Origin of the sequence: Alcaligenes pakistanensis (assembly GCF_014652815.1) — a bacterium.
GTDB lineage: Bacteria > Pseudomonadota > Gammaproteobacteria > Burkholderiales > Burkholderiaceae_B > Alcaligenes > Alcaligenes pakistanensis.
This window is the reverse complement of record NZ_BMZN01000004.1, coordinates 509,708-529,412: the sequence shown is the minus strand read 5'-3', so window position 1 is coordinate 529,412 and position 19,705 is coordinate 509,708. Positions and strand designations below refer to the sequence as shown.

Genomic DNA, 19,705 nt, shown 5'->3' with positions numbered 1-19,705 from the left:
TCAGAAGCGGCGAGGTCTTGGAGCGGTTGGGCGCACGCGTATGGAAATTAGGCGATGTCCAGCGACCAGACGTAGAAAAGCCCAGCTACTTGCGTAGCTGGGCTTTTGTATTTTTGGCTCCCCGACCAGGGCTCGAACCTGGGACCTGCGGATTAACAGTCCGTCGCTCTACCGACTGAGCTATCGGGGACCAGCAAAGAAAATGATTATAGGGTGAAGCTATCAATAATGTAAAGCAGTATTTTTTTAAAAACTCTATTTTCATATAAGCAAAACGGTGAGCGGCCTTGGCAATAGGCGTAAATCCCGAGTTTTTTGTTGGGAACATACCGTCTGGTCAATAAGGGGGAGGGCCTGTTTGGTTGCAAATGGTTGCAAGCCTTTAGTTTATTGGCTTTGCGCTGATTTAGGGCTTTCTCTGCTGAAACGACTGCTGCTGGAAAACTAGGGAAAATGCGGATGAAACCCAGTAAACACGCGGAATGCGGTTTATTGACATCAATATTGTTTATGTCTGAAATATAAATGCTTGCAGTATATGTGCCTCAATTATCAAGCCCCTTTCCATCCCTGTTTCAGGGCTGATCCGTTGAGGAGTCTTGCTTCAAGAAATAGGAGGGAGTGCGCCAGCCTGGCATCCGGGAACTATTCCTGACGGTGTGTGGCCCAGCACTTGGACAGGAACCGGACAACATAAGAAATCCGGCATTCAGACGTTTACAGAGAACAGAGAACATGAAAAAAACTATCTTGGCAGCCTTGTTGATGCCTGTCTTGGCGGTACCTGCTTACGCCGCATCGAACGTGACCTTGTATGGCGTGGTCGATACTGGCTTGGGTTACGAACAATGGAAGGGCAGCGATCTGAAAGGCGGCGCAGAAAAACAACGCCGTTTTGGTCTGTATGACCAGGGTTGGATGGGTAATCGCTGGGGCCTGATGGGCAGCGAAGATCTGGGCGATGGCCTGAAAGCCAACTTCATGTTGGAAAGCGGCTTTGATCTGAGCGACGGTACGGCGCGTCAGAACCGTTTGTTTGGCCGTCAAGCGACCTTAGGCCTGAGCGGCGAGTCCTGGGGCCGTGTGGACCTGGGCCGTCAAACAACCGTCACGTCTCTGTACGTGGCCGGTGTCGCCAGCCCCTTTGGCGGTAATGGCTACCAGTATGGCGTTGGCGCTGCCTTTGATTCGGCCAACACGGTTCGTTATGACAATATGGTGGCCTACCAGAGCCCTGAGTTCTCGGGCTTCCAGTTTGGTGCTGGCTATTCGTTCAATACCAATGGCAAACAAAACTGGAATCGTAGCAGTTTGCCTGGCAATGCCATCAATAGCGACGAAGCCAACGTGAAGGCCGTTACCGTTGCCATGCGTTATAGCAATGGCCCTTTGAAAGCAGCCTTGAGCTTTGACCAAGCACGTTATGGCTCTGCTCGCGAGCAAGGCGGTAGCCTGGTGGCAGCTGAAAATGGCAATGTCAGCGCCTGGAACTTGGCGGCCAGCTACAAATTCAGCTTCGCCACCCTGCATGCTGCTTTTGGTCAAAGCCGTAATGGCTATATCGGCGGCTCCCTGCAAACCGAACAGTTCGGCCCTGGTTTGCATAAAGACCTGAAGGTCAATACCTACGCCTTGGGTGTAACGGTACCGACAGGCAAGGCCGGTTCCGTCCTGGCTTCCTGGACCATGGCTGACCCACGTTCCACACCACGCAGCACGGATGATGCCAAGACCCAGCACGTATTTAGCGCTGGTTATCTGCACAACCTGTCCAAGCGCACCAATCTGTACGCCATTGGTTCCTATGCCCGTAACATCGGCTACTACAGCGATCTGAAGAGCACGGTGGCGACAGTGGGCGTGACACACCGTTTCTGATCTTGCTGACTGATTCTGCCAGCCCTGATCCGGTGTAGTGCGTTAGCAGCGGCGGCGCCGGTTCAGGCAGGGGCTAGGTCAGGAGAAAAGAGCCACAGCGGGGCTGCATCAACATGCAGTCCCGCTGTCTTTTTTTGGGCACTCTCCATCTTTTGTCCAAATGTTAATAGCGCCGTTTCTAATTGGTGTGATGGGCGCATTTTGCAGGGACAAAAAAAAACAGCCCGAGGCAAATGCCTTGGGCTGTTTTCAATGGTTTTCTTGGCTCCCCGACCAGGGCTCGAACCTGGGACCTGCGGATTAACAGTCCGTCGCTCTACCGGCTGAGCTATCGGGGACCAGAGAAAAAGAATATAGCACGTATTTTAGGGAATGTGCAAGCCCCTCATAGGGGGAGTGCCTGAAATTCTTGGCCGATCTGGGCTGTTTTCTGGCGAGGGGGCGCTAAGTTATTGTCTTTGTTGGATTAGTTCTGTCGTTGCAAGGTGAGGTGTGGTTTTTTGTTTTTGCGCTGTTGCTTGTCCTGCCTGATCTGACCAGCATTTGCTGCCGTTTTGATGGGGCTGCCCGACTGCGTGCGTACGTGAGTACCATGGTCGCCATCTGGAGCAAAGAGTAGAATCGAACACTTATTGCCCTTATCGACTCTTTTTCCGTCAGGGCCAGCGGTTTTTTTGCTGACCATATTGCCCTGCAAAGTGATGAATCCCCATGCAAGCTAGTCAAGGCCCCAGTGCGCAGCGCAGTTCCTTTTTAATTGGACTGGCGTTATCGGGGGGCGGCTCTATTCTTTTCTCCGCCAAAGCGGTGGTTGCCAAGCTGACCTACCAATACGATGTCACCGCGCTAACGGTGATCGGGTTCCGGATGCTCTTGTCGCTGCCGTTCTTTTTGGTCATTGCCCTATGGCAGATACAGAAAGTGCGTCAAGGCAAGTTGCGTGCCCTGACGGGGCGACAGAAGCTGGAGCTGGTTGTGCTGGGTTTTCTGGGCTATTACCTGGCCAGTCTGCTGGACTTCATTGGTCTGGAATATATTTCAGCGGGGCTGGAGCGGCTGATTCTGTTCTTGTCGCCCACCTTTGTGCTGATCTTTTCTGCCATCTTCCTGAAACGTCGCATTCTACCCAAGCAGTGGCTGGCCTTGGCGTTGGCTTATCTGGGGGTAGGGCTGGTATTTATGCAGGACTTGAGCCTGACGGGGGATGATGTGCTGCTGGGCGCGCTGTGCGTGCTGGGCTCAGCCATTTCCTATGCCATCTATTTGATTGGTTCGGGCGAGTTGCTCAAGGCGATTGGTTCCACCCGTCTGGTGGCCTATGCCATGTCGTTCTCAGCGGTCTATACCCTGATTCACTTTTTTGCTGTTTTTGGCTGGCAAGGACTGGTGCAACCCGCACCGGTATACGGCTTATCCATGATTCACGCCGTTTTCAATACGGTCTTGCCGACCTTCATGACCATGTGGGCGGTGGAGCGCGTTGGGGCTCCCATGAGCGCTCAAATGGGCCTGATTGGCCCGGTCTCGGTCTTGTTCCTGGCGAACTGGTTCCTGGGTGAACCGATTACGGTCATGCAGTTGTTGGGTACGGCCTTTGTACTTAGCGGCGCGATGGTGCTCAGCCGCCGCTAAGGTCGGGCGTTTGGGCTGGCTTACTTGCCGTTAGCCAGCCGTTTTTCGATCTCGTCGCGGTGTACGTCGTAGGTGGTAAAACCGGCCAGATTCTCTGGCATATTCAGTTTATCGCGGTGGATCAGGGTCTGACGGATATCGTCCAGACCGCTGCGCCAGTGTTCGCGCATGGTGATGCGACCAAACTGATAGTCTTTGTAATGCTGTTCGTAGGGCTGGTTGCGGTAAATCAGGTGCACCACGTTGTAGCGTTTGCTACTGGCCAATTCCTCGGCCAGACGACAAGGCAACAAATCTTTTCGCTGCTCGGGCGGAATCAGCTCCAGCAGCTCCGACAGAATATGGCGCATGTACTGCGAGTGGCGCATATCTTCGGTCACCATACGGGTCCGGCTGGAGTAGCGGATTTCATTCAAGCGATCGCTGACTTCGCCCATATTGTTGGGTACCGCGCCCCGCGCACTCCATAAGTCCACTTGAAAGACCAGGGTGTCTCTACGTGGGGACTGGTCCAGCACATAGGATAGGGGCGTATTGGAAACCAGACCGCCGTCCCAGTAATATTGGCCATCAATTTCCACAGGGGCAAAAGCCGGGGGCAGGGCGCCAGACGCCATGAAGTGTTCGGCCCGCAAAGTGGTGCGATGGTTGTCAAAGTAAACAAAGTTACCTGTGCCTACATTGACTGCGCCTACGGAAATGCGCTGACGCTTGTCGTTGATGCGATCAAAGTCGCACAGGCGCTCCAAGGTGTCTTTCAAGGCGCTGGTGTCGTAATAGCTAGCCCCTTCAGGAACGCCGGGAGTCGATTGCATGGGTGGGGGAAAGCGCGGGCGGAAAAAGCCGCGTTGTCCCAGAACCAGAGCATTGCTGGCATTAAATGCGCTGATGGCTTCGCGCATCATGTCGTTGATGCCAAACAGGGCGTGTTCCAGGCAAGCCGGAGCTGACCAACCAAAGTAAGGCTCGCAAATGGTGTCCCAGAATTCGTGCAGACGCTCGACCTGACGCTCGGGTGGGTTGCCCGCAATAATGGCCGTATTCAAGGCACCAATTGAAATGCCGGACAAACAATCAGGTTCGATACCCGCTTCCAACAAACCTTCGTAGACCCCAGCCTGATAGGCACCTAAAGCGCCGCCGCCTTGCAGAACTAATGCCACGGTTTCGTAAGGTGGCAAATAGGCAGGACGGGCAAAGTCTGGGGCGTCTTGCGCTTGTGGCGTAGGAACAGATGAAGTGTTCATGGCATCGCTCGGTTCAAGAGGTGGGCAGGAGATCGGGACTTATGATCCCTTCTGTTTGTGCTGCACTGCAGCAAGAATAGCATTGCTGCGGGTCTCAACCATCCTGAAAATGCAAAGTTGCGTCAATTTTTCAAGGCAGTAGGACCTTGCTCGGGACTTTGCAGATGATCGGCAAAGGCGCTTAATACCTGGCTGCGATAGCGTTCTTTGTGCAGCACCAGGGACAGGCGACGCTTCAAATCCAGAAAAGGGGTGTCCAAAATGCATAGTCGCTGATTGGCCACAGCGTCCAAAGTGGCGGCTTGTGGCAGGCAGGCCAGACCTAAGCCGGCGATAACTGCTTGTTTGATGGCTTCCACCTGCCCCAGCTCCATCAGCACATGGCCACCGGGCAGGACATTCAAGGCTTGTTCTGTCAGTGCCCGCGAGGCCGAGCCGCGCTCGCGCATAATCCAGCTCATGCCAGCAAAGTCTTCTTTTTCCAGTGTGGTTTTGCTGGCCAGCGGGTGATCGGGGGCGGCGCAAACGACCAGTGCATCCTCTCGCCAGATCCAGGTTTCCAATTGCGGGTGGTTAACTGGGCCTTCTACGCACGCAATGTCGCAACTATGTTCCAGCAACTGATTAATGATGTTTGCCGTGTTGTCTACCGACACATGCAAGGACACACGCGGGTGTTGGCGGACAAACTGGCCTACCAGATCCCCAATCAAGTAGTTGCCGACGGTATTGCTGGCCCCGATACGGATTTCGCCACGCAGCTCGCTTTCTTCTTGCTGGCTTTGCATCTCTCGCAGGCGCTCCAGAATCTCGCGTGCGTGGGGAAGCAACTGCTTGCCGCGACTGGTCAGCTGCATGCGCCCTGGCGTGCGTTCAAACAAGGGACAGTCCAGCTGCTTTTCCAGTTCGGCCAAGGCCATGCTGGCGGCGGGTTGGGATAAGTGAATTTGGGCGGCGCAGGCGCGCACCGTACCCAAGGTGGCAATGCCAACAAACACTTCCAGTTGTCTGATGCTGATCGCGTTCATGATAAATAAAATTGATACTTACGATAAGTAATAATGAATTTTTTAATACTCAGGGTCAATCTAAAATTACTTTTACTTATTAAATATCTGGAAAAACGAGATGAGCAGTGTGACCGATTTGTCGGCAGCAAGCACATCCCTGAAGGCGCAGGGTAAGTCCGGTTTCTCGCTGAAGCCATCGCGCTGGTGGGGCTTTTTATTGTCGGTGGCTGTGGGTGTCGTGGCAATGGGTCTGGGCAAACTTTGGCCCTTGATTGGCGGCCCGGTGTTCGCCATTGTGCTGGGTATGGTGATACGCAACAGCATGGGAGTGGCTGCGGTGTTTCAGCCTGGCTTGCGTTTCTCGTCCAAAGTATTGTTGCAGTGGTCGATTATCGGCCTGGGTTTTGGCTTGAGCCTGCCGCAAGTGATGCGCACCGGCATGGATTCGCTGGCTGTCACTCTGGTGACGCTGACGGTTGCTTTTGTTACCGCGATGGTGCTGGGCCGGGTTCTGGGGATTCCTTCCAAGCTGCGTACCTTGATTGGTGTGGGGACCGCGATTTGTGGGGGCTCGGCCATTGCGGCGGTGACGCCCATTTTGAAACCGGAAGAGCATGAAACCGCACTGGCGATTTCCACGATTTTTATCTTCAATATTGTGGCAGTACTGATTTTTCCGCTGGCCGGCCACATGATGAACATGTCGGATGCAGGCTTTGGGGTCTGGGCAGGGACGGCAATTAACGATACTTCGTCGGTCGTAGCCGCGGGTTACAGCTACAGCCGTCAGGCAGGGGATCACGCCACTATCGTCAAACTGACCCGTGCCACTTTGATTATTCCTATTTGCTTGATTCTGGCTGGTCTGGAAATGTGGCGCTCGCGTCAGGCAGGGCGGGATTTTGATCTGATGCGCGTGTTTCCCTGGTTTATCGTCTGGTTCATGGTGGCGTCGGGCTTGCGTTCGCTGGGTTGGGTGCCTATGGAATGGCTGGAGCCGCTGCGCTTCATGGCCGAGTTCCTGATGGTTCTGGCTCTGGCTGCGATTGGTTTGTGCTCGGATTTGCGAGTCATGGCTCGAGCCGGAGCACGGCCCGCCTTGTTGGGCTTGGGAGTCTGGATAGCGGTAGCGGTCAGCAGCTTGTTGGTGCAGCGCTGGATAGGCGTCTGGTAAGACGGGTCTATCAAAAAGCCCCTGGCAGTGGAAGAGAACTTCCATTGCCAGGGGCTTTTTTGTGAGCGAGCTACTTGTTTAGACGAACCAGGAAGCCGGGCTGCGGTTCAAGGCAACGCCCACGATATAGGCAAAGATGGCAATGGCGATCAGGGCTGCTACGCCTCGGCTGAAAGGAGTTTTACCGCGTTTGATGGCAAAGCTGCCCACCACGATATAGACCACCAGCAGCACAATTTTGGTCAACAACCAGGGTTGATTGGCCGCTGCGCCCAACATCCCGGCCAGGGCCAAACCACAGACCAGCAAAATCGTGTCGATGACATGCGGTGCAATGCGCACAAAGCGACTCTGCAAACAGGCTGATCCGGTAACTGACCAAAAGGCCCGAATAATAAAAAACAAAATGCTCAGCCCGGCGGCTGTCATGTGCAGATGTTTGAGGGCCATGTAAGTCATGCCTGTTGTTTCCTTCTGAAGTTCAGGGGGGCAGAAAAAGGCAGTATACGCAGGCTGGGCCTTAAAAGTTTGTCCTGCGCCTGACCGGGGACGTCATCAGACGCAAAAAACGTGTTTAAAGCTGATTGACCGGTAATTTCAAATAGACCTGCCCATTGCTCTCGGGGGCAGGGAAGTGGCCCGCCCGGATATTCACCTGGATGGAGGGCAAGATCAGGCGGGGCATGCCCAAGGTCTTATCTCGTTCTGTGCGGCGCTGGCAAAACTGTGCCTGGGTGATCCCGTCCCGCACATGAATATTGCCGTCTTTTTGCTCTTGGACGGTGCTGTGATAGTTGGGCTCCCGTCCTTCAGGCGGGTAGTCATGACACATGAACAAGACGGTATCAGCGGGCAAGGCCAGCAGGCGCTGAATGGATTCATAGAGTTGGCTGGCGCTGCCACCTGGAAAATCGCAGCGTGCCGTGCCTACGTCGGGCAGGAATAAGGTATCGCCCACGAATACGCCTAGATTTTCGACCTGATAGGCCATGTCTGCCGGGGTATGGCCGGGTACATGCAAGGCTTGCACCTGGATGGCACCAACTTGGAAATACTCCTGATCTTTGAACAGGGCATCAAACGGCGTTCCATCGGCTCGAATTTCGGCCTCTATATTGAAAATACGGCTGAAGGTGGACTGTACTTGCTTGATGTGTTCGCCAATGGCGATTTTTCCGCCGACTTGCTCTTGCAGCCAGACCGCGGCAGACAGGTGGTCAGCATGGGCGTGGGTTTCCAGTATCCATTGCACTTGCAGCTGATGCTGACGTACAAAATCCACAATCTCTTGGGCGCTGGCTGTGCTGCTGCGGCCCGCCGCTGCGTCATAGTCCAGTACCGAGTCGATGATGGCGCACTCGCTCTGGCCAGCGGTGTAGACCACGTAGGAGAACGTGGCAGTGTCCGGATGAAAGAAGCTGGCGACCTGGGGTTGGAGCATGTCAGACCTCTTGTTGCTTATAAAGTATGAAAAGATATTATATAATAATATATATTGTATTTTTGTAGAGCGATATGAATCGAATTGAACTGGACGCTTTGCGGCAGGTGGCTGGACAAGCCAGCAGCCTGCTGGGCAGCTTGGCCAATCCCGACCGCCTGATGATTCTTTGCACCTTGGTGCAGGGTGAATGCAATGTGGGGGAGTTGGCGCAGCGCAGCGGTATCGCTCAGCCTACTTTATCCCAGCAATTGACCGTGCTGCGTCGTGAAGGGCTGATTGCCAGCCGCAAAGAGGGCAAATACGTGTATTACCGTCTGGAGCATCCAGCCGTGCTGGCGGTTATGCAAACTTTATACGGCATCTTTTGCGCCCCCGGAGGCACTGATGATCGCAATTGACTGGAATTCCTTTACCCCGTGGAGCGCTTTGCTTGGGGGCGCCTTGATTGGTTTGGCGGCCTCAATACTGGTGCTCTTCAATGGTCGTGTATTTGGTATCTCAGGGCTTTTGTCGGGCACCTGGAGTGGCGCGGCAGGGGATAAAGCCTGGCGTTGGATGGCCTTGCTGGGTTTAGCGGCAGCACCTTGGGTTTACCGACTGGCGGGGGAAACCGTACCGGTGGTGCAGTCCCAGCCCTGGGTATGGGTCGTGGTGGCGGGCTTGCTGGTGGGCTTTGGAACCCGTTTGGGCTCAGGTTGTACCAGTGGGCACGGCGTATGCGGTTTGTCGCGTTTGTCGCCTCGTTCTCTGGTGGCGACGCTGATGTTTATGGCCAGCGGTTTTCTGACCGTGTTTGTTTTGCGCCATCTGCTTTAAGGAGCCCACCATGCAATATGTCATCGCTTTAGTCTCTGGCTTGATTTTTGGCCTGGGTTTGTTGATTTCGGGTTTGGCTAACCCCAGCAAGGTGCTGGCGTTTCTGGATCTTGCCGGTGCGTGGGACCCGTCCTTGGCCTTGGTGATGGCTGCTGCCATTGCCGTAGCCATTGTGCCGTTCAGTTTGGCGCGTCGTCGTCCGTGTGCCTATGTGACCGGGCAGCCCATGAATCTACCCAAGCAGCGTCAAATAGATCGCCCTTTGGTGATCGGTGCTTTGATTTTTGGCGCAGGTTGGGGAGTAGCGGGCTTTTGTCCCGGGCCTGCGATTGTCTTGGCCGCTTCGGGGGCGCCTTTGGCCCTGTTGTTTCTGGCCGCGATGCTCATTGGAATGTGGCTAGCCGGAAGGGTGCGTCGCTAAGAACCACGCACCCAAACCTTAGCCCAAGTGGGTGCTGGGAGGCGGAACTTGATCCGGTTCCATATTCACCAAACCTTGCAAAATACCGCAGTGCTCCAGCCCTCCGGCCTGGCCGCAGCGGTGTCGCAATTCCGTCAGTTGTTTTTGCAGATGCTGCAACTCGGCAATTCGTACGGCCACGTGCTCAATATGTTCATCCAGCAAATCGTTGACCGGGGCACAGTCTTGCGCTGGGCCGTCCATAAAAGCCAGCAAGCCGCGGATTTCTTCGTGGGTCATGTCCAGGCTGCGGCAGTTACGGATAAAACGTAGCCGTTCTAGGTGGATGCTGCGGTACAGGCGGTAGTTGCCCTCGCTGCGTTCAGGCTCGGGCAGCAAGCCAACCTTCTCGTAATAGCGGATCGTCTCTGTGTTGCAGTAGCTTTTTTCCGCCAATTCACCAATTTTCATTGCAGTGCCTCCATAAGGCTTGACCTTGTAGTTACTTTAGGCTTTCTACTGATCTCATGCAAGAAGCAAGGAACCGCTATGACATTAGCTAGAAACCCTTCCAAGGACGGCCCAGACATGGGGCAAGATACTGCCAAGACTGAGGTGCATGAGCACGCCCACGAGCATGACCATGTGGCGGGCGAGCCACATAGCCATGACCATAGCCACGACCATGATCACCGCCAGGGCCACGATCATAGCCACCAGCATGCCGAAAGCTCGGCTTGCTGCGTGGCTCCGGCTTTCGCGCCTAGCGTCAACTTGGCAACCAGCACATCGACTCGTTTGGTGGTGCGCATTGCCGATATGGACTGCCCGGCCGAAGAAAACATGATTCGTTCCGGCCTGAAACGCTTGGATCAGGTACAGAGCCTGGGCTTTGATTTGATGCAGCGTGTGCTGACCGTCGATCACAACGAGGGGGCTCGCGATAAGGTTTTGAGCGCCTTGCGTGGCCTGGGTTTTGAGCCGCGCATGGCAGACGAAGAGCCCGTTAAGCCGGTGTCGGCCAAACAGGGCGTATTGCGTATTGCCGGTGCGGTGGTACTGGCCTTGGGGGCTGAAGTCAGCCACTGGTTGGCGGCCCCTGAGTGGCTGGTCATTGCATTGGCTGTCGCCGCTATCTTGTCGGGCGGCGTACAGGTCTATAAGAAGGGCTGGATTGCACTGCGCAATGGTCAGCTCAACATCAATGCGCTGATGAGTATTGCGGTAACGGGCGCGGTGATTCTGCAGCAGTGGCCTGAGGCGGCCATGGTGATGTCCCTGTTCAGTCTAGCTGAATGGATCGAGGCCCGTTCTTTGGATCGCGCCCGTAATGCGGTCGATAGTCTCTTGAAACTGGTACCGGATGAAGTGCTGGTCAGTGCCGATGGCACAGATTGGCAGCGTCTGCCCGCCAGTCAGGTACAGGCCGGTTGGCAAGTACGGGTAGCACCGGGCGAGCGATTTGGTCTGGACGGCAAGGTGTTGCAAGGTTTGAGCACGGTTAATCAGGCGCCCATCACAGGTGAAAGTGCGCCGGTAGACAAAGCCCCCGGTGACGAAGTATTTGCCGGCACCATCAACGGCATGGGTGAGTTGGTCTACCAGGTTCTGGCCGGTCACGATGAAACCTTGCTGGCCCGGATTACCCGTTCTGTGCAGGAAGCTCAGGCCAATAAAGCGCCCATTCAGCGTTTTGTGGATCAGTTCTCCCGCATTTACACCCCCTTGGTCGTCGTTGTAGCCGTCCTGATGGCGGTAGCCTTGCCGTTGATCTGGGGTGTGAGCTGGTCCGATTCTGTTTACCGTGCTTTGGTGCTGCTAGTCATTGCTTGCCCTTGCGCCCTGGTTATTTCGACTCCGGTTGCCGTGGTCAGTGCCTTGGCCAGTGCCGCCCGCTCCGGCATCCTGATTAAAGGCGGTGTGTATCTGGAGCGTGCTCGTCAGCTGCGTTATCTGGCGGTTGATAAAACCGGCACATTAACCTTGGGCCAGCCTTCTTTGAACGAATACGGTAGTTTGCGGGGCGACTTGAGCAAAGAGGAAGTGCTGGACATGGCGCTTGCCTTGGCCGAGCGTTCTGATCACCCCGCCTCGCAAGCGATTGCCCGTGGTCGAGTGGCTTCCGGTCTGGTGCGTTTGGACCAGTTTGAAGCCTTGGCCGGCAATGGTGTGCAAGCGCAGGGTCGAGACGGGTTGTTGCGCCTGGGTAAACGTAGCTGGGTATTGGGCCAGAATCAGGCCGAGTCCAGTCAGGCCGAGCAACAGGCCGTCGAGAGCGGGGCCACCATGGTGTACTTGGGTAATGAACAAGGCTTGCTAGCCTGGTTCGCCATGATGGACACCTTGCGCCCTACGACTACACAGGCGATCCGTCATTTGCAAGAGCAGGGTGTGCAAGTGGAGATTTTGTCGGGTGACCACGAACAGGCAGTGCGTCATGTGGCTCAGCAGGCCGGCATCAAGGACTACCGGGGCGGCTTGCTGCCTCAGGACAAGCTCGACCGTATCGAGGAAAAACTGGGTAATGGTCTGGTTGCCATGGTGGGCGATGGCATTAACGATGCTCCTGCTCTGGCGCGCGCCGATGTGGGGATTGCCATGGGAGCCTTGGGTTCGGATATTGCCATTGAGACGGCCGACGTCGCCTTGATGGACGATGATCTGGGCAAAATCGCTGTGCTGATGCGTCAGTCGCGTGCTTTGCACGCTGTGCTGTGGCAGAACATCAGTCTGGCATTGGGTATCAAGGCCGTGTTTCTGGTCATGGCCCTGACCGGGCAAGCCACTATGTGGATGGCTGTATTTGCCGATGTGGGTGCCAGCTTGCTGGTGGTGCTGAACAGCCTGCGTTTATTGCGAAGTCGTAACCCCTGATAGATGCTCGCTTGGCATGAATGCTCCGCCTCTTTGAGGCGGAGTTTTTTTATGCTTCATCAAAGTAGCCCATCACTATCGTGAAGTTGGGGGGACACGCAGTAGTATCATGAAGGCTTCATTTGACTTGAAGTCCGGTTTGTTGCTCATGGGTTTTGAGCAGGCCGGGCATGACAAGGACGCGCAATGATTGCACTGCTGGAAGCGGGTCGCGCCGGACTCCTGGGGCGAAAGCATTGGCTTAATAATCTGTTGGCTGGTTTAGTGGTGGGGGTGGTGGCTTTGCCACTGGCAATGGCTTTTGCCATTGCTTCCGGGGTCAAGCCTGAGCAGGGTTTGTACACTGCCATTATTGCTGGTCTGGCCGTCTCCCTATTTGGGGGTAGTCGGGTTCAGATTGCCGGGCCGACGGGCGCTTTTATTGTGATCTTGGCCTCGGTAGTGGCGCAGCACGGTGTGGCTGGGCTGCAAATCGCTACCTTGATGGCTGGGTTTATCTTGCTGCTCTTGGGCCTCTTGCGCCTGGGGGCGGTCATCCGTTTTATTCCAGATCCGGTCATCGTGGGTTTTACCGCTGGGATTGGCGTGATTATCTGGGTGGGCCAGTGGCGGGATTTTTTTGGGCTGCCCGTTGTTGAAGGCCAGCACTTTCATGAAAAGCTCTGGTTCTTGCTGCATAACCTGCCTTCCCTAGACTGGGCCACCACGTTGCTGGGCGCATTGTCTCTGGCCATTCTGATCATTGTTCCCAAGATTCCGGCCCTGGCCCGTCTCCCGGGCCCCTTGGTCGCCTTGGTGATCATTACGCTGATCCAAGCCATTTTCCGCTTCGAGTCGGTTGCCACGATTGGTTCCAGCTTTGGCGCCTTGCCCAGCGGTTTGCCTTCTTTTCAATGGCCGGAAATCACCCTGACCCGCGTGGTGGAACTAATAGGCCCAGCCTTCGCCATTGCCATGCTGGGGGCGATTGAGTCCTTGCTCTCGGCCGTCGTGGCAGACTCCATGACGGGCTCTCGCCACGATTCCAATCAGGAGCTGGTGGGCCAAGGGATTGCCAACGTACTGTCCCCCTTGTTTGGCGGGATTGCCGCGACTGGGGCAATTGCCCGTACGGCTACCAATATCCGTAATGGGGGTAACAGCCCCATTGCCGGTGTGGTGCATGTGATTTTTCTGGTACTGGTTTTGCTGCTTTTGGCCCCGTTGGCGGCCTATATCCCCTTAACCGTATTGGCGGCTATCTTGTTCATGGTGGCCTGGAATATGAGTCAGGCGGGGCTGGTCATTCGTTTGCAGCGTCGCATGCCCGTGGTTGATCTGTTTATTTTGTGGGTAACCTTTGCCTTGACGGTGTTTGCCGATCTGGTGGTGGCCGTCAATATTGGTGTGATTCTGGCCATGCTCTATGTGCTCAAGCGCACCTCGGATGGGGTGCAGGTGCGGGCCTTGGAAGGACGCCGCCTGCAACGGGCATTGGATTTGTCCTTTAGCCAGGAGCTGCGTCAGGACATTTCGGTACTGACGTTGGAAGGGCCTTATTTCTTTGCTAGCGTGGAGGCGGTGAATCGCTCTTTGTTGAGCGTGACAGAGCCAGTCAAAGCGATTGTTCTGCGCTTGAATTACGTGCCTTTTGTGGATGCCACGGCCATGCAGGCGCTGGAAACCGTGTTGGTGGAGCTGGAGCAGCGCAATGTGATGGTGGCACTATGCGAAGCCAATGAGAAAGTTACTCGTAAACTGATTCGTATGGGTTTGTCCAAGCATATCTATGCGCAACGGGTCTTTGATAGTTTGCAGACAGCTTGGGACAGTGTGGGTGAAACGCTGGATTACCGGGCAAGCGAGGCGATGAAAGATCTTGCCCAGCCTGCAGCGAAAGCGGTTATTTAAGCAGGTTCTCCCACGGCTTATCGCTACCAAACGCTGGGTTTGAATCATCCCCTCGTCAAAAGCGAGGGGATGTTTTTTGGGTTCTGCTTAAGGGGCCTCGGTGGTATTAAGCACCGTTCGGAATCCTACGTGCTGAGTAGACACGGTGGTTTCTTGTGGCTGGCGTGAGGCAGGGCGGTAACGTACGCAGAAGTTGGCTGCGCACAAAAAAGAGCCGCCTTTGATGACGCCCGTGGCCGGATTCCCCTTGGCATCAGTCGCCGCCTCTATAAGGCGTTTGGATGTTAAGGATTCATGATTAGGTCGCCACTCACTACGCGTCCACTCCCAGACATTGCCGACCGCATCCCACAAACCATAGTTGTTGGCCGGGAAGCAGCCCACCGGAGCCGTGCCCTCGTAGCCGTCGCGGACCAGGTTCTTGGTGGGGAAGTTGCCTTGCCAGGTATTGGCCATTAAGCGACCGCGTAGCTCGGGGGTATTGCCCCACGGGTAGCTAGCGGCTTCCAGACCACCGCGAGCCGCAAACTCCCATTGCTCTTCTGTCGCTAAGTCACGGCCCAGCCAATGGGCATAGGCGCGTGCATCTTCATAGGCAATATGGACGACCGGGTGGTTATCCCGTCCATTCAGAGTTGTGTCTGGCCCGCCAGGGTGACGCCAGTTTGCACCGGGAACCCATACCCACCAGTTGTAGCTGCTGGGTGGGGTTGAGGCGTGCTGGCTGTGCCCTTCATGCGGATCGTGATCATGTTGCGCGGCGGGTGGGGTAAAGACGGCCGAACCGGGTAGACGGTATTGCTCGGGGACCTGAACATGGGGCGGAAATTGCGGCACCCGTTCGGCCTGGGTTAAGTAGCCGGTTGCCGCCACAAACTGGGCGAACTGGGCGTTGGTGACTTCGTGTTGGTCAATCTGAAATGCTTGAACCTCCACGGCGTGTACTGGTTTTTCTTCTGGATAGCCCTCGTCGGAACCCATTAGAAAGCGTCCCCCCGGAATGGCGATCAAACCGGCTCGATTGGCCGCCTTCTTGCTGGCCGGGCTAAATCCAGCCGGGATACCGCTATAGGCCTGACAGTCGTGAGCGGGGCTTGGGAGTGCGTCGGTGCCCTGTGCTGCGGCAGGCAGCGGGGCGGCTGTCAGCAGCCCGCATACCGTCAGCAGCACCTTGGCTCGGGAGAGCTTAAAGGACTTCATCAAGATCCTTGTAGTAGTTCAGGCTATTGCTGTAACCAGGACGTGAAGCCAGACCCTCAAAATCTTCCACGCCGTTGCGCTTGGCATATTGCTCGTACTCGGCAATCAGCTCCTTGAGCTTTTCGGGGTGTTTGTCCGACAGATCCGTCTGCTCGGAGCGGTCTTGGGCCACATTGAACAGTTCCCAGCGATCTTTCCCCCACGGCGCATTGGCGTAGACAATTTTCCAGTCGCCCAGGCGCATGGCGCGGCGACCATTCAACTCCCAGCCTTGGCGGAAGGTTTCATGGACTTGCTCGCTGCGACCTGTCAACAGATCCACCATGGAATTACCTTGCATGGGAATGACGTCACGGCCACGGTACTCGCCTTGGGGTTGCTCGACTTGGGCCAAAGCCAAAATGGTGGGTGCAATATCAGTGACGTGGGCGGGGGCACGAACAAACTCGCCCTGGCGCTTGCCACCGGGTACACGCATGATGCTGGGCACCGAAATACCGCCTTCATACATAAAGGCCTTGTACAGGTTGAAGGGAGTGGAGCCGACTTGTGCCCAGCCTGGGCCGTACTCAACAAAGGAGCCGGGTCGGCCCGTGTTTTCGTAGCTATTGTCGCGATGCTTGTGGGCCCAGGCGCGGGTTTCGCCTTCATCCAGCACCGTGTTGCCATCGGCCCCGTTGTCAGACAGGAAAATCACCACGGTATTGTCATATTGACCGGTTTTTTTCAGATGCTCGATGACGCGGCCAATCTGCGCATCCATGGCGTCCACCATCGCGGCGTAAATAGTCATGCGCTTGCTCTCGACTCGCTGCTGCTCGGGGTTGAGCTCTTTCCAGCGTGGCCAGGCGGGATTACCGACATAGCCCTGCATATCTTTGGGCACTAGTCCCAGTTGCTTCATGCGGGCCAGACGCTCCTCACGCAGCACGTCATAGCCTACGTCGTAGCGGCCTTCATATTTGCGGATGTATTCGTCGGGGGCATGCAGGGGCCAGTGGGGGGCGGTAAACGCCAGGTAGGCAAAGAACGGCTGATCCTTGCGGGTGTCTGCATCGATATACGACATCAGGCGTGAGGCAAAGAACTCGCTGGAGTAGAAGTCTTTGGGCAGTTGCACTTCCTTGCCGTTTTCACGGTACAGGGCGACTGGAGCTTTATTGGCATCAAAGGTGATGATGCCGCTTTGGTCGAAATGGCTGGCACCGCCATGCATCAAGGCATAAGACTGGTCAAAACCGCGATTGGGCGGCGCTACTTCTTCCTTCACGCCCAAATGCCATTTTCCGGCCATATAAGTGCGGTAGCCATTATCTTGCAGGACAAGGGGAAAGGGCAGGGCGCGATCGCTTAGAAAGCCTTCATAACCGGGCAGGCTGCGCTGCTGGGGTGTCATCAGTTCGGCCATGCCGCCAAAGCCAACCTGGTGGTTGTCGGCCCCGGACATCAACATGGCACGGGTTGGGGAGCAGAAGGGCGAGGCGTAAAAGTCGGTCAGTGCCACCCCGTCTTTCACTAAAGCATCCAGATTAGGGGTGGAGATTTCACTGCCGAAGGCACCAATGTCGGAGTAACCCAGATCATCGGCCACGATCAGCAAAATATTGGGGCGTTTTGTGTCTGTGGCGGCGTGGCTGCTTAGCGTGCAGGCAGCCAGAGTTAAGCCGAGCAGGCTACGTAGCAAATAGCTATGGGTAGAAGGTCGCATTTTCTTGTGTCTCACTATTTTTTTGTTTGTAGTGACACTCGTCTTCTGCCGGGACTCTGATGCAAGTCAGAGATGTGCAATCACATAAAACCGTGGAAGCGAGCGCCATGGGGCTGCTTCCTGAATTGAACCCGAAGCCGCTTTGCTCTTTCCAAGACTAAAAAGGTTTACTTGAATACTTAAAAGGTATGGGGGCTAATATAAGTATTGGAAATCAAGGAACTAAGTGCGCCGGAAAGCCGGGCTGTGGTTTTCCCTGATGGGGCCTGAAAGTGTGTGGATTGCGCAGTGGCGGGGGCTCGGTCCACCATGTAAACCATGGGTTTGGGTGACCCAGCAAAGGTTTCTGCTTGCCCAGCGTCAGGCCCCGTTTTTACTTGTTATGGGGGCCTGTGCCGGAGGGTGGATCAGCGTACCAGCTTGAAGTCGTCATCGCCCATAAAGGCGTAACGCAAGGCGTCGATCAGGGCCAGGAAGTAGGCCAGTGGTGCCCAGATGGCAAACAGCACCAGGAACAGCAAACCCATGCCGATCTGGCCCAGATAAAAGCGGTGTACGCCTAGCCAGCCCAGGAAGATCGCCAGCACAATGGCAATCTTGCGATGGCTGTTGGGCTTGGACATTTCATCTTTCTTGTTCTTGGAAATCCAGATGACCAGTGGGACGGTGATCAGCAGTGCAATCAGTGCTTTGCCCCAATGGACCATCAGGTATCCCTGAATGTCTTTCATCAGCGAGATGAAGTCATGGAATAGAAATCCTAGATACGAGGAAAGGTAGGTGAAGATGGCCTCGCCAAAGGTCAGGCCCAACATCACGATTAAAAAGATGGCAATGCCCAGAATGATTTTTTGCAGCATGGTGTGTCCGTCAAAAAAACAGCAAGTTCAATAAGTGCGTGCCTGACGCACAGCCTGTTCCCAACTAAGCATCAGGCTTTGTGCTTCATCGCGCGACATGGCGGGTTCAAAAGTGCGGTCGCATTGCCATAGCGCTGCAATTTCAGGCAGCCCGGCATACAGGCCACTACCTAGTCCAGCCAGATACGCCGCTCCTAAAGCGGTGGTTTCAATAGTAACGGGACGCACGACGGGCAGGCCCAGCAAATCAGCCTGAAATTGCATCAGAAGATTATTGGCGCAGGCACCGCCGTCGACGCGCAGCTCTTGCAGGGCGGGCCCGCCGTTGGCTTGTACATCGCGGTTCATGGCTTGCAGTACGGCTGCGCTTTGATAGGCAATGCTGTCCAGGGCAGCGCGTGCAATATGGGCCATGGTGGAGGCGCGTGTCAGGCCGGTAATGGTGCCGCGAGCCTGCGCGTCCCAGTAGGGAGCGCCCAAGCCGGTAAAGGCCGGTACCAGTCGCACGCCTTGGGCATCGGGCACGCTGCGGGCCAAGGCCTCTACCTGAGCGCTGTGTTCCAGGGCGCCCAACCCATCGCGCAGCCATTGAACGACCGCACCACCAATGAAAACGCTGCCCTCCAGCGCGTAGGCGGGGGTGTCATCATGGTGGGCGGCGCAGGTAGCGATCAGTCCGTTATGGGACTGGGGAATGTGCGAGCCACAATGCATCAGCAAGAAGCAGCCGGTACCGTAGGTGTTCTTGGCCATGCCGGGTGTGGTGCAGGCCTGGCCGAACAGGGCGCTCTGTTGGTCGCCGGCCACACCGCAAATCGGAATGGCACTGCCCAGAATATCGGGACTACACCGGGCGAACTCAGACGCGGAGCCTTGCACTTTGGGTAGGACGCTGGCGGGAATCGTGAACAAATCCAGCAGTTCTTCATCCCATTGCTGGGTGTGAATGTTGTAGAGCAGGGTGCGCGAGGCATTGCTGACATCCGTGGCATGGACTTGGCCACCGCTTAAATGCCAGATCAGCCAGCTGTCTATGGTGCCAAAGGCCAGTTCGCCGCGCTGTGCCCGTTCGCGGGCACCGGGGATGGTGTCCAGCAACCAGCGCAATTTGGAAGCCGAAAAGTAGGCATCAATAGGCAGACCGGTTTTGGCCGTGATGGAGGCTTCGTGGCCCTGCTCGCGTAACTGGGCGCAGAAGTCCTCGGCACGCCGGTCCTGCCAGACGATGGCCTTATGTAAGGCTTGCCCGCTGCGCCTATCCCATAGCACCGTGGTTTCACGCTGATTGGTAATACCAATGGCATGGATGTCCTGAGGGCGCAGACCGGCCTGTTCGATCGCTTGTCGGGCGGTCTGGAATTGGGTGTCCAGAATTTCCTGGGGATCGTGCTCCACCCAGTCCGTGCGCGGATAGTATTGCTTGGTTTCCTGCTGCGCCTGCGCCAGAATGCGGCCGTCTGCTGCCACAATAAGGCTGCGCGAGCTGGAAGTTCCCTGATCAAGAGCAAGTATGAATGTCATGCGAATGAGGCAATAAGATCAAAGCAGGTCACAGTGTACCGGCTCTATAGG

At 55.8% G+C, this 19,705-nt stretch carries 18 protein-coding genes and 2 tRNA genes; 8 read left to right on the top strand and 12 right to left on the bottom strand.

Going from position 1 to position 19,705, the window contains the following annotated elements; all coding sequences use genetic code 11:
- Positions 1–114: 114 nt before the first annotated feature.
- Positions 115–190 (bottom strand) — tRNA-Asn (locus tag IE156_RS15305).
- 545 nt (positions 191–735) lie between these two features.
- Between IE156_RS15305 and IE156_RS15300 the strand changes: the two genes are divergently transcribed.
- Positions 736–1,878 (top strand): porin, encoded by a 1,143-nt coding sequence (locus IE156_RS15300; protein WP_189393464.1) that lies wholly within the window; start codon positions 736–738, stop codon positions 1,876–1,878.
- Between the two features lie 262 nt (positions 1,879–2,140).
- Here the strand turns inward: IE156_RS15300 and IE156_RS15295 are convergent.
- Both IE156_RS15295 and IE156_RS15290 read right to left on the bottom strand, forming a co-directional pair.
- Positions 2,141–2,216 (bottom strand) — tRNA-Asn (locus IE156_RS15295).
- Between the two features lie 128 nt (positions 2,217–2,344).
- A complete protein-coding gene (locus tag IE156_RS15290) occupies positions 2,345–2,563 on the bottom strand; it encodes a hypothetical protein (RefSeq protein ID WP_189393462.1) in 219 nt (72 codons plus the stop codon).
- Positions 2,564–2,589: 26 nt separating this feature from the next.
- Between IE156_RS15290 and IE156_RS15285 the strand changes: the two genes are divergently transcribed.
- Complete coding sequence (locus tag IE156_RS15285; RefSeq protein ID WP_189393460.1) at positions 2,590–3,510, top strand: DMT family transporter; 921 nt, start codon at positions 2,590–2,592, stop codon at positions 3,508–3,510.
- A gap of 20 nt (positions 3,511–3,530) precedes the next feature.
- Here IE156_RS15285 and IE156_RS15280 read toward each other — a convergent pair whose 3' ends face one another.
- A complete protein-coding gene (locus IE156_RS15280) occupies positions 3,531–4,757 on the bottom strand; it encodes a patatin-like phospholipase family protein (RefSeq protein WP_189393458.1) in 1,227 nt (408 codons plus the stop codon).
- 122 nt (positions 4,758–4,879) lie between these two features.
- Positions 4,880–5,785 (bottom strand): LysR family transcriptional regulator, encoded by a 906-nt coding sequence (locus IE156_RS15275; RefSeq protein WP_189393455.1) that lies wholly within the window; start codon positions 5,783–5,785, stop codon positions 4,880–4,882.
- 100 nt (positions 5,786–5,885) lie between these two features.
- On the opposite strand from IE156_RS15275, the gene IE156_RS15270 reads away from it, so the two are divergent.
- On the top strand, positions 5,886–6,941 hold the full coding sequence (locus IE156_RS15270; RefSeq protein WP_189393453.1) for a YeiH family protein: 1,056 nt from the start codon (positions 5,886–5,888) through the stop codon (positions 6,939–6,941).
- 78 nt (positions 6,942–7,019) lie between these two features.
- On the opposite strand, the gene IE156_RS15265 is transcribed toward IE156_RS15270, so the two are convergent.
- Both IE156_RS15265 and IE156_RS15260 read right to left on the bottom strand, forming a co-directional pair.
- Positions 7,020–7,400 carry a SirB2 family protein gene (locus IE156_RS15265; RefSeq protein ID WP_189393451.1) on the bottom strand — a complete coding sequence of 127 codons (381 nt, stop codon included), beginning with the start codon at positions 7,398–7,400 and terminating at the stop codon, positions 7,020–7,022.
- A 115-nt stretch (positions 7,401–7,515) separates the two neighbouring features.
- Positions 7,516–8,382, bottom strand: a complete 867-nt coding sequence (locus tag IE156_RS15260; protein WP_189393449.1) for an MBL fold metallo-hydrolase — start codon at positions 8,380–8,382, stop codon at positions 7,516–7,518.
- A 74-nt stretch (positions 8,383–8,456) separates the two neighbouring features.
- Between IE156_RS15260 and IE156_RS15255 the strand changes: the two genes are divergently transcribed.
- Genes IE156_RS15255 through IE156_RS15245 form a run of 3 tightly spaced genes read left to right on the top strand, consistent with a single transcriptional unit; the run spans position 8,457 to position 9,622 of the window.
- Positions 8,457–8,783, top strand: coding sequence for an ArsR/SmtB family transcription factor (locus tag IE156_RS15255; RefSeq protein ID WP_189393446.1), 327 nt, complete (start codon positions 8,457–8,459; stop codon positions 8,781–8,783).
- Positions 8,770–9,201 (top strand): YeeE/YedE family protein, encoded by a 432-nt coding sequence (locus tag IE156_RS15250; protein ID WP_189393444.1) that lies wholly within the window; start codon positions 8,770–8,772, stop codon positions 9,199–9,201. Before IE156_RS15255 ends, IE156_RS15250 begins: the two co-directional genes overlap by 14 nt.
- A gap of 10 nt (positions 9,202–9,211) precedes the next feature.
- Complete coding sequence (locus IE156_RS15245) at positions 9,212–9,622, top strand: DUF6691 family protein (protein ID WP_189393442.1); 411 nt, start codon at positions 9,212–9,214, stop codon at positions 9,620–9,622.
- Positions 9,623–9,640: 18 nt separating this feature from the next.
- On the opposite strand, the gene cadR is transcribed toward IE156_RS15245, so the two are convergent.
- Positions 9,641–10,072 (bottom strand): Cd(II)/Pb(II)-responsive transcriptional regulator, encoded by a 432-nt coding sequence (gene cadR, locus IE156_RS15240; protein WP_189393440.1) that lies wholly within the window; start codon positions 10,070–10,072, stop codon positions 9,641–9,643.
- Positions 10,073–10,150: 78 nt separating this feature from the next.
- On the opposite strand from cadR, the gene IE156_RS15235 reads away from it, so the two are divergent.
- Entirely contained in the window at positions 10,151–12,475 is a 2,325-nt protein-coding gene (locus IE156_RS15235; protein ID WP_229841389.1) for a heavy metal translocating P-type ATPase, read from the top strand.
- Positions 12,476–12,661: 186 nt separating this feature from the next.
- Positions 12,662–14,365, top strand: a complete 1,704-nt coding sequence (locus IE156_RS15230; RefSeq protein WP_189393438.1) for a SulP family inorganic anion transporter — start codon at positions 12,662–12,664, stop codon at positions 14,363–14,365.
- A gap of 87 nt (positions 14,366–14,452) precedes the next feature.
- Here IE156_RS15230 and IE156_RS15225 read toward each other — a convergent pair whose 3' ends face one another.
- From IE156_RS15225 to glpK, 4 genes are all read right to left on the bottom strand, one after another.
- Positions 14,453–15,565, bottom strand: coding sequence for a formylglycine-generating enzyme family protein (locus IE156_RS15225; RefSeq protein ID WP_189393437.1), 1,113 nt, complete (start codon positions 15,563–15,565; stop codon positions 14,453–14,455).
- Positions 15,552–17,273, bottom strand: coding sequence for an arylsulfatase (locus IE156_RS15220; protein ID WP_189393435.1), 1,722 nt, complete (start codon positions 17,271–17,273; stop codon positions 15,552–15,554). Before IE156_RS15220 ends, IE156_RS15225 begins: the two co-directional genes overlap by 14 nt.
- Positions 17,274–17,680: 407 nt before the next feature.
- A complete protein-coding gene (locus tag IE156_RS15215; protein ID WP_189393433.1) occupies positions 17,681–18,133 on the bottom strand; it encodes a TM2 domain-containing protein in 453 nt (150 codons plus the stop codon).
- A gap of 27 nt (positions 18,134–18,160) precedes the next feature.
- The gene (gene glpK, locus IE156_RS15210) at positions 18,161–19,654 is read right to left on the bottom strand and encodes a glycerol kinase GlpK (protein ID WP_189393431.1); all 1,494 of its coding nucleotides are present in this window, start codon (positions 19,652–19,654) and stop codon (positions 18,161–18,163) included.
- Positions 19,655–19,705 lie beyond the last annotated feature (51 nt).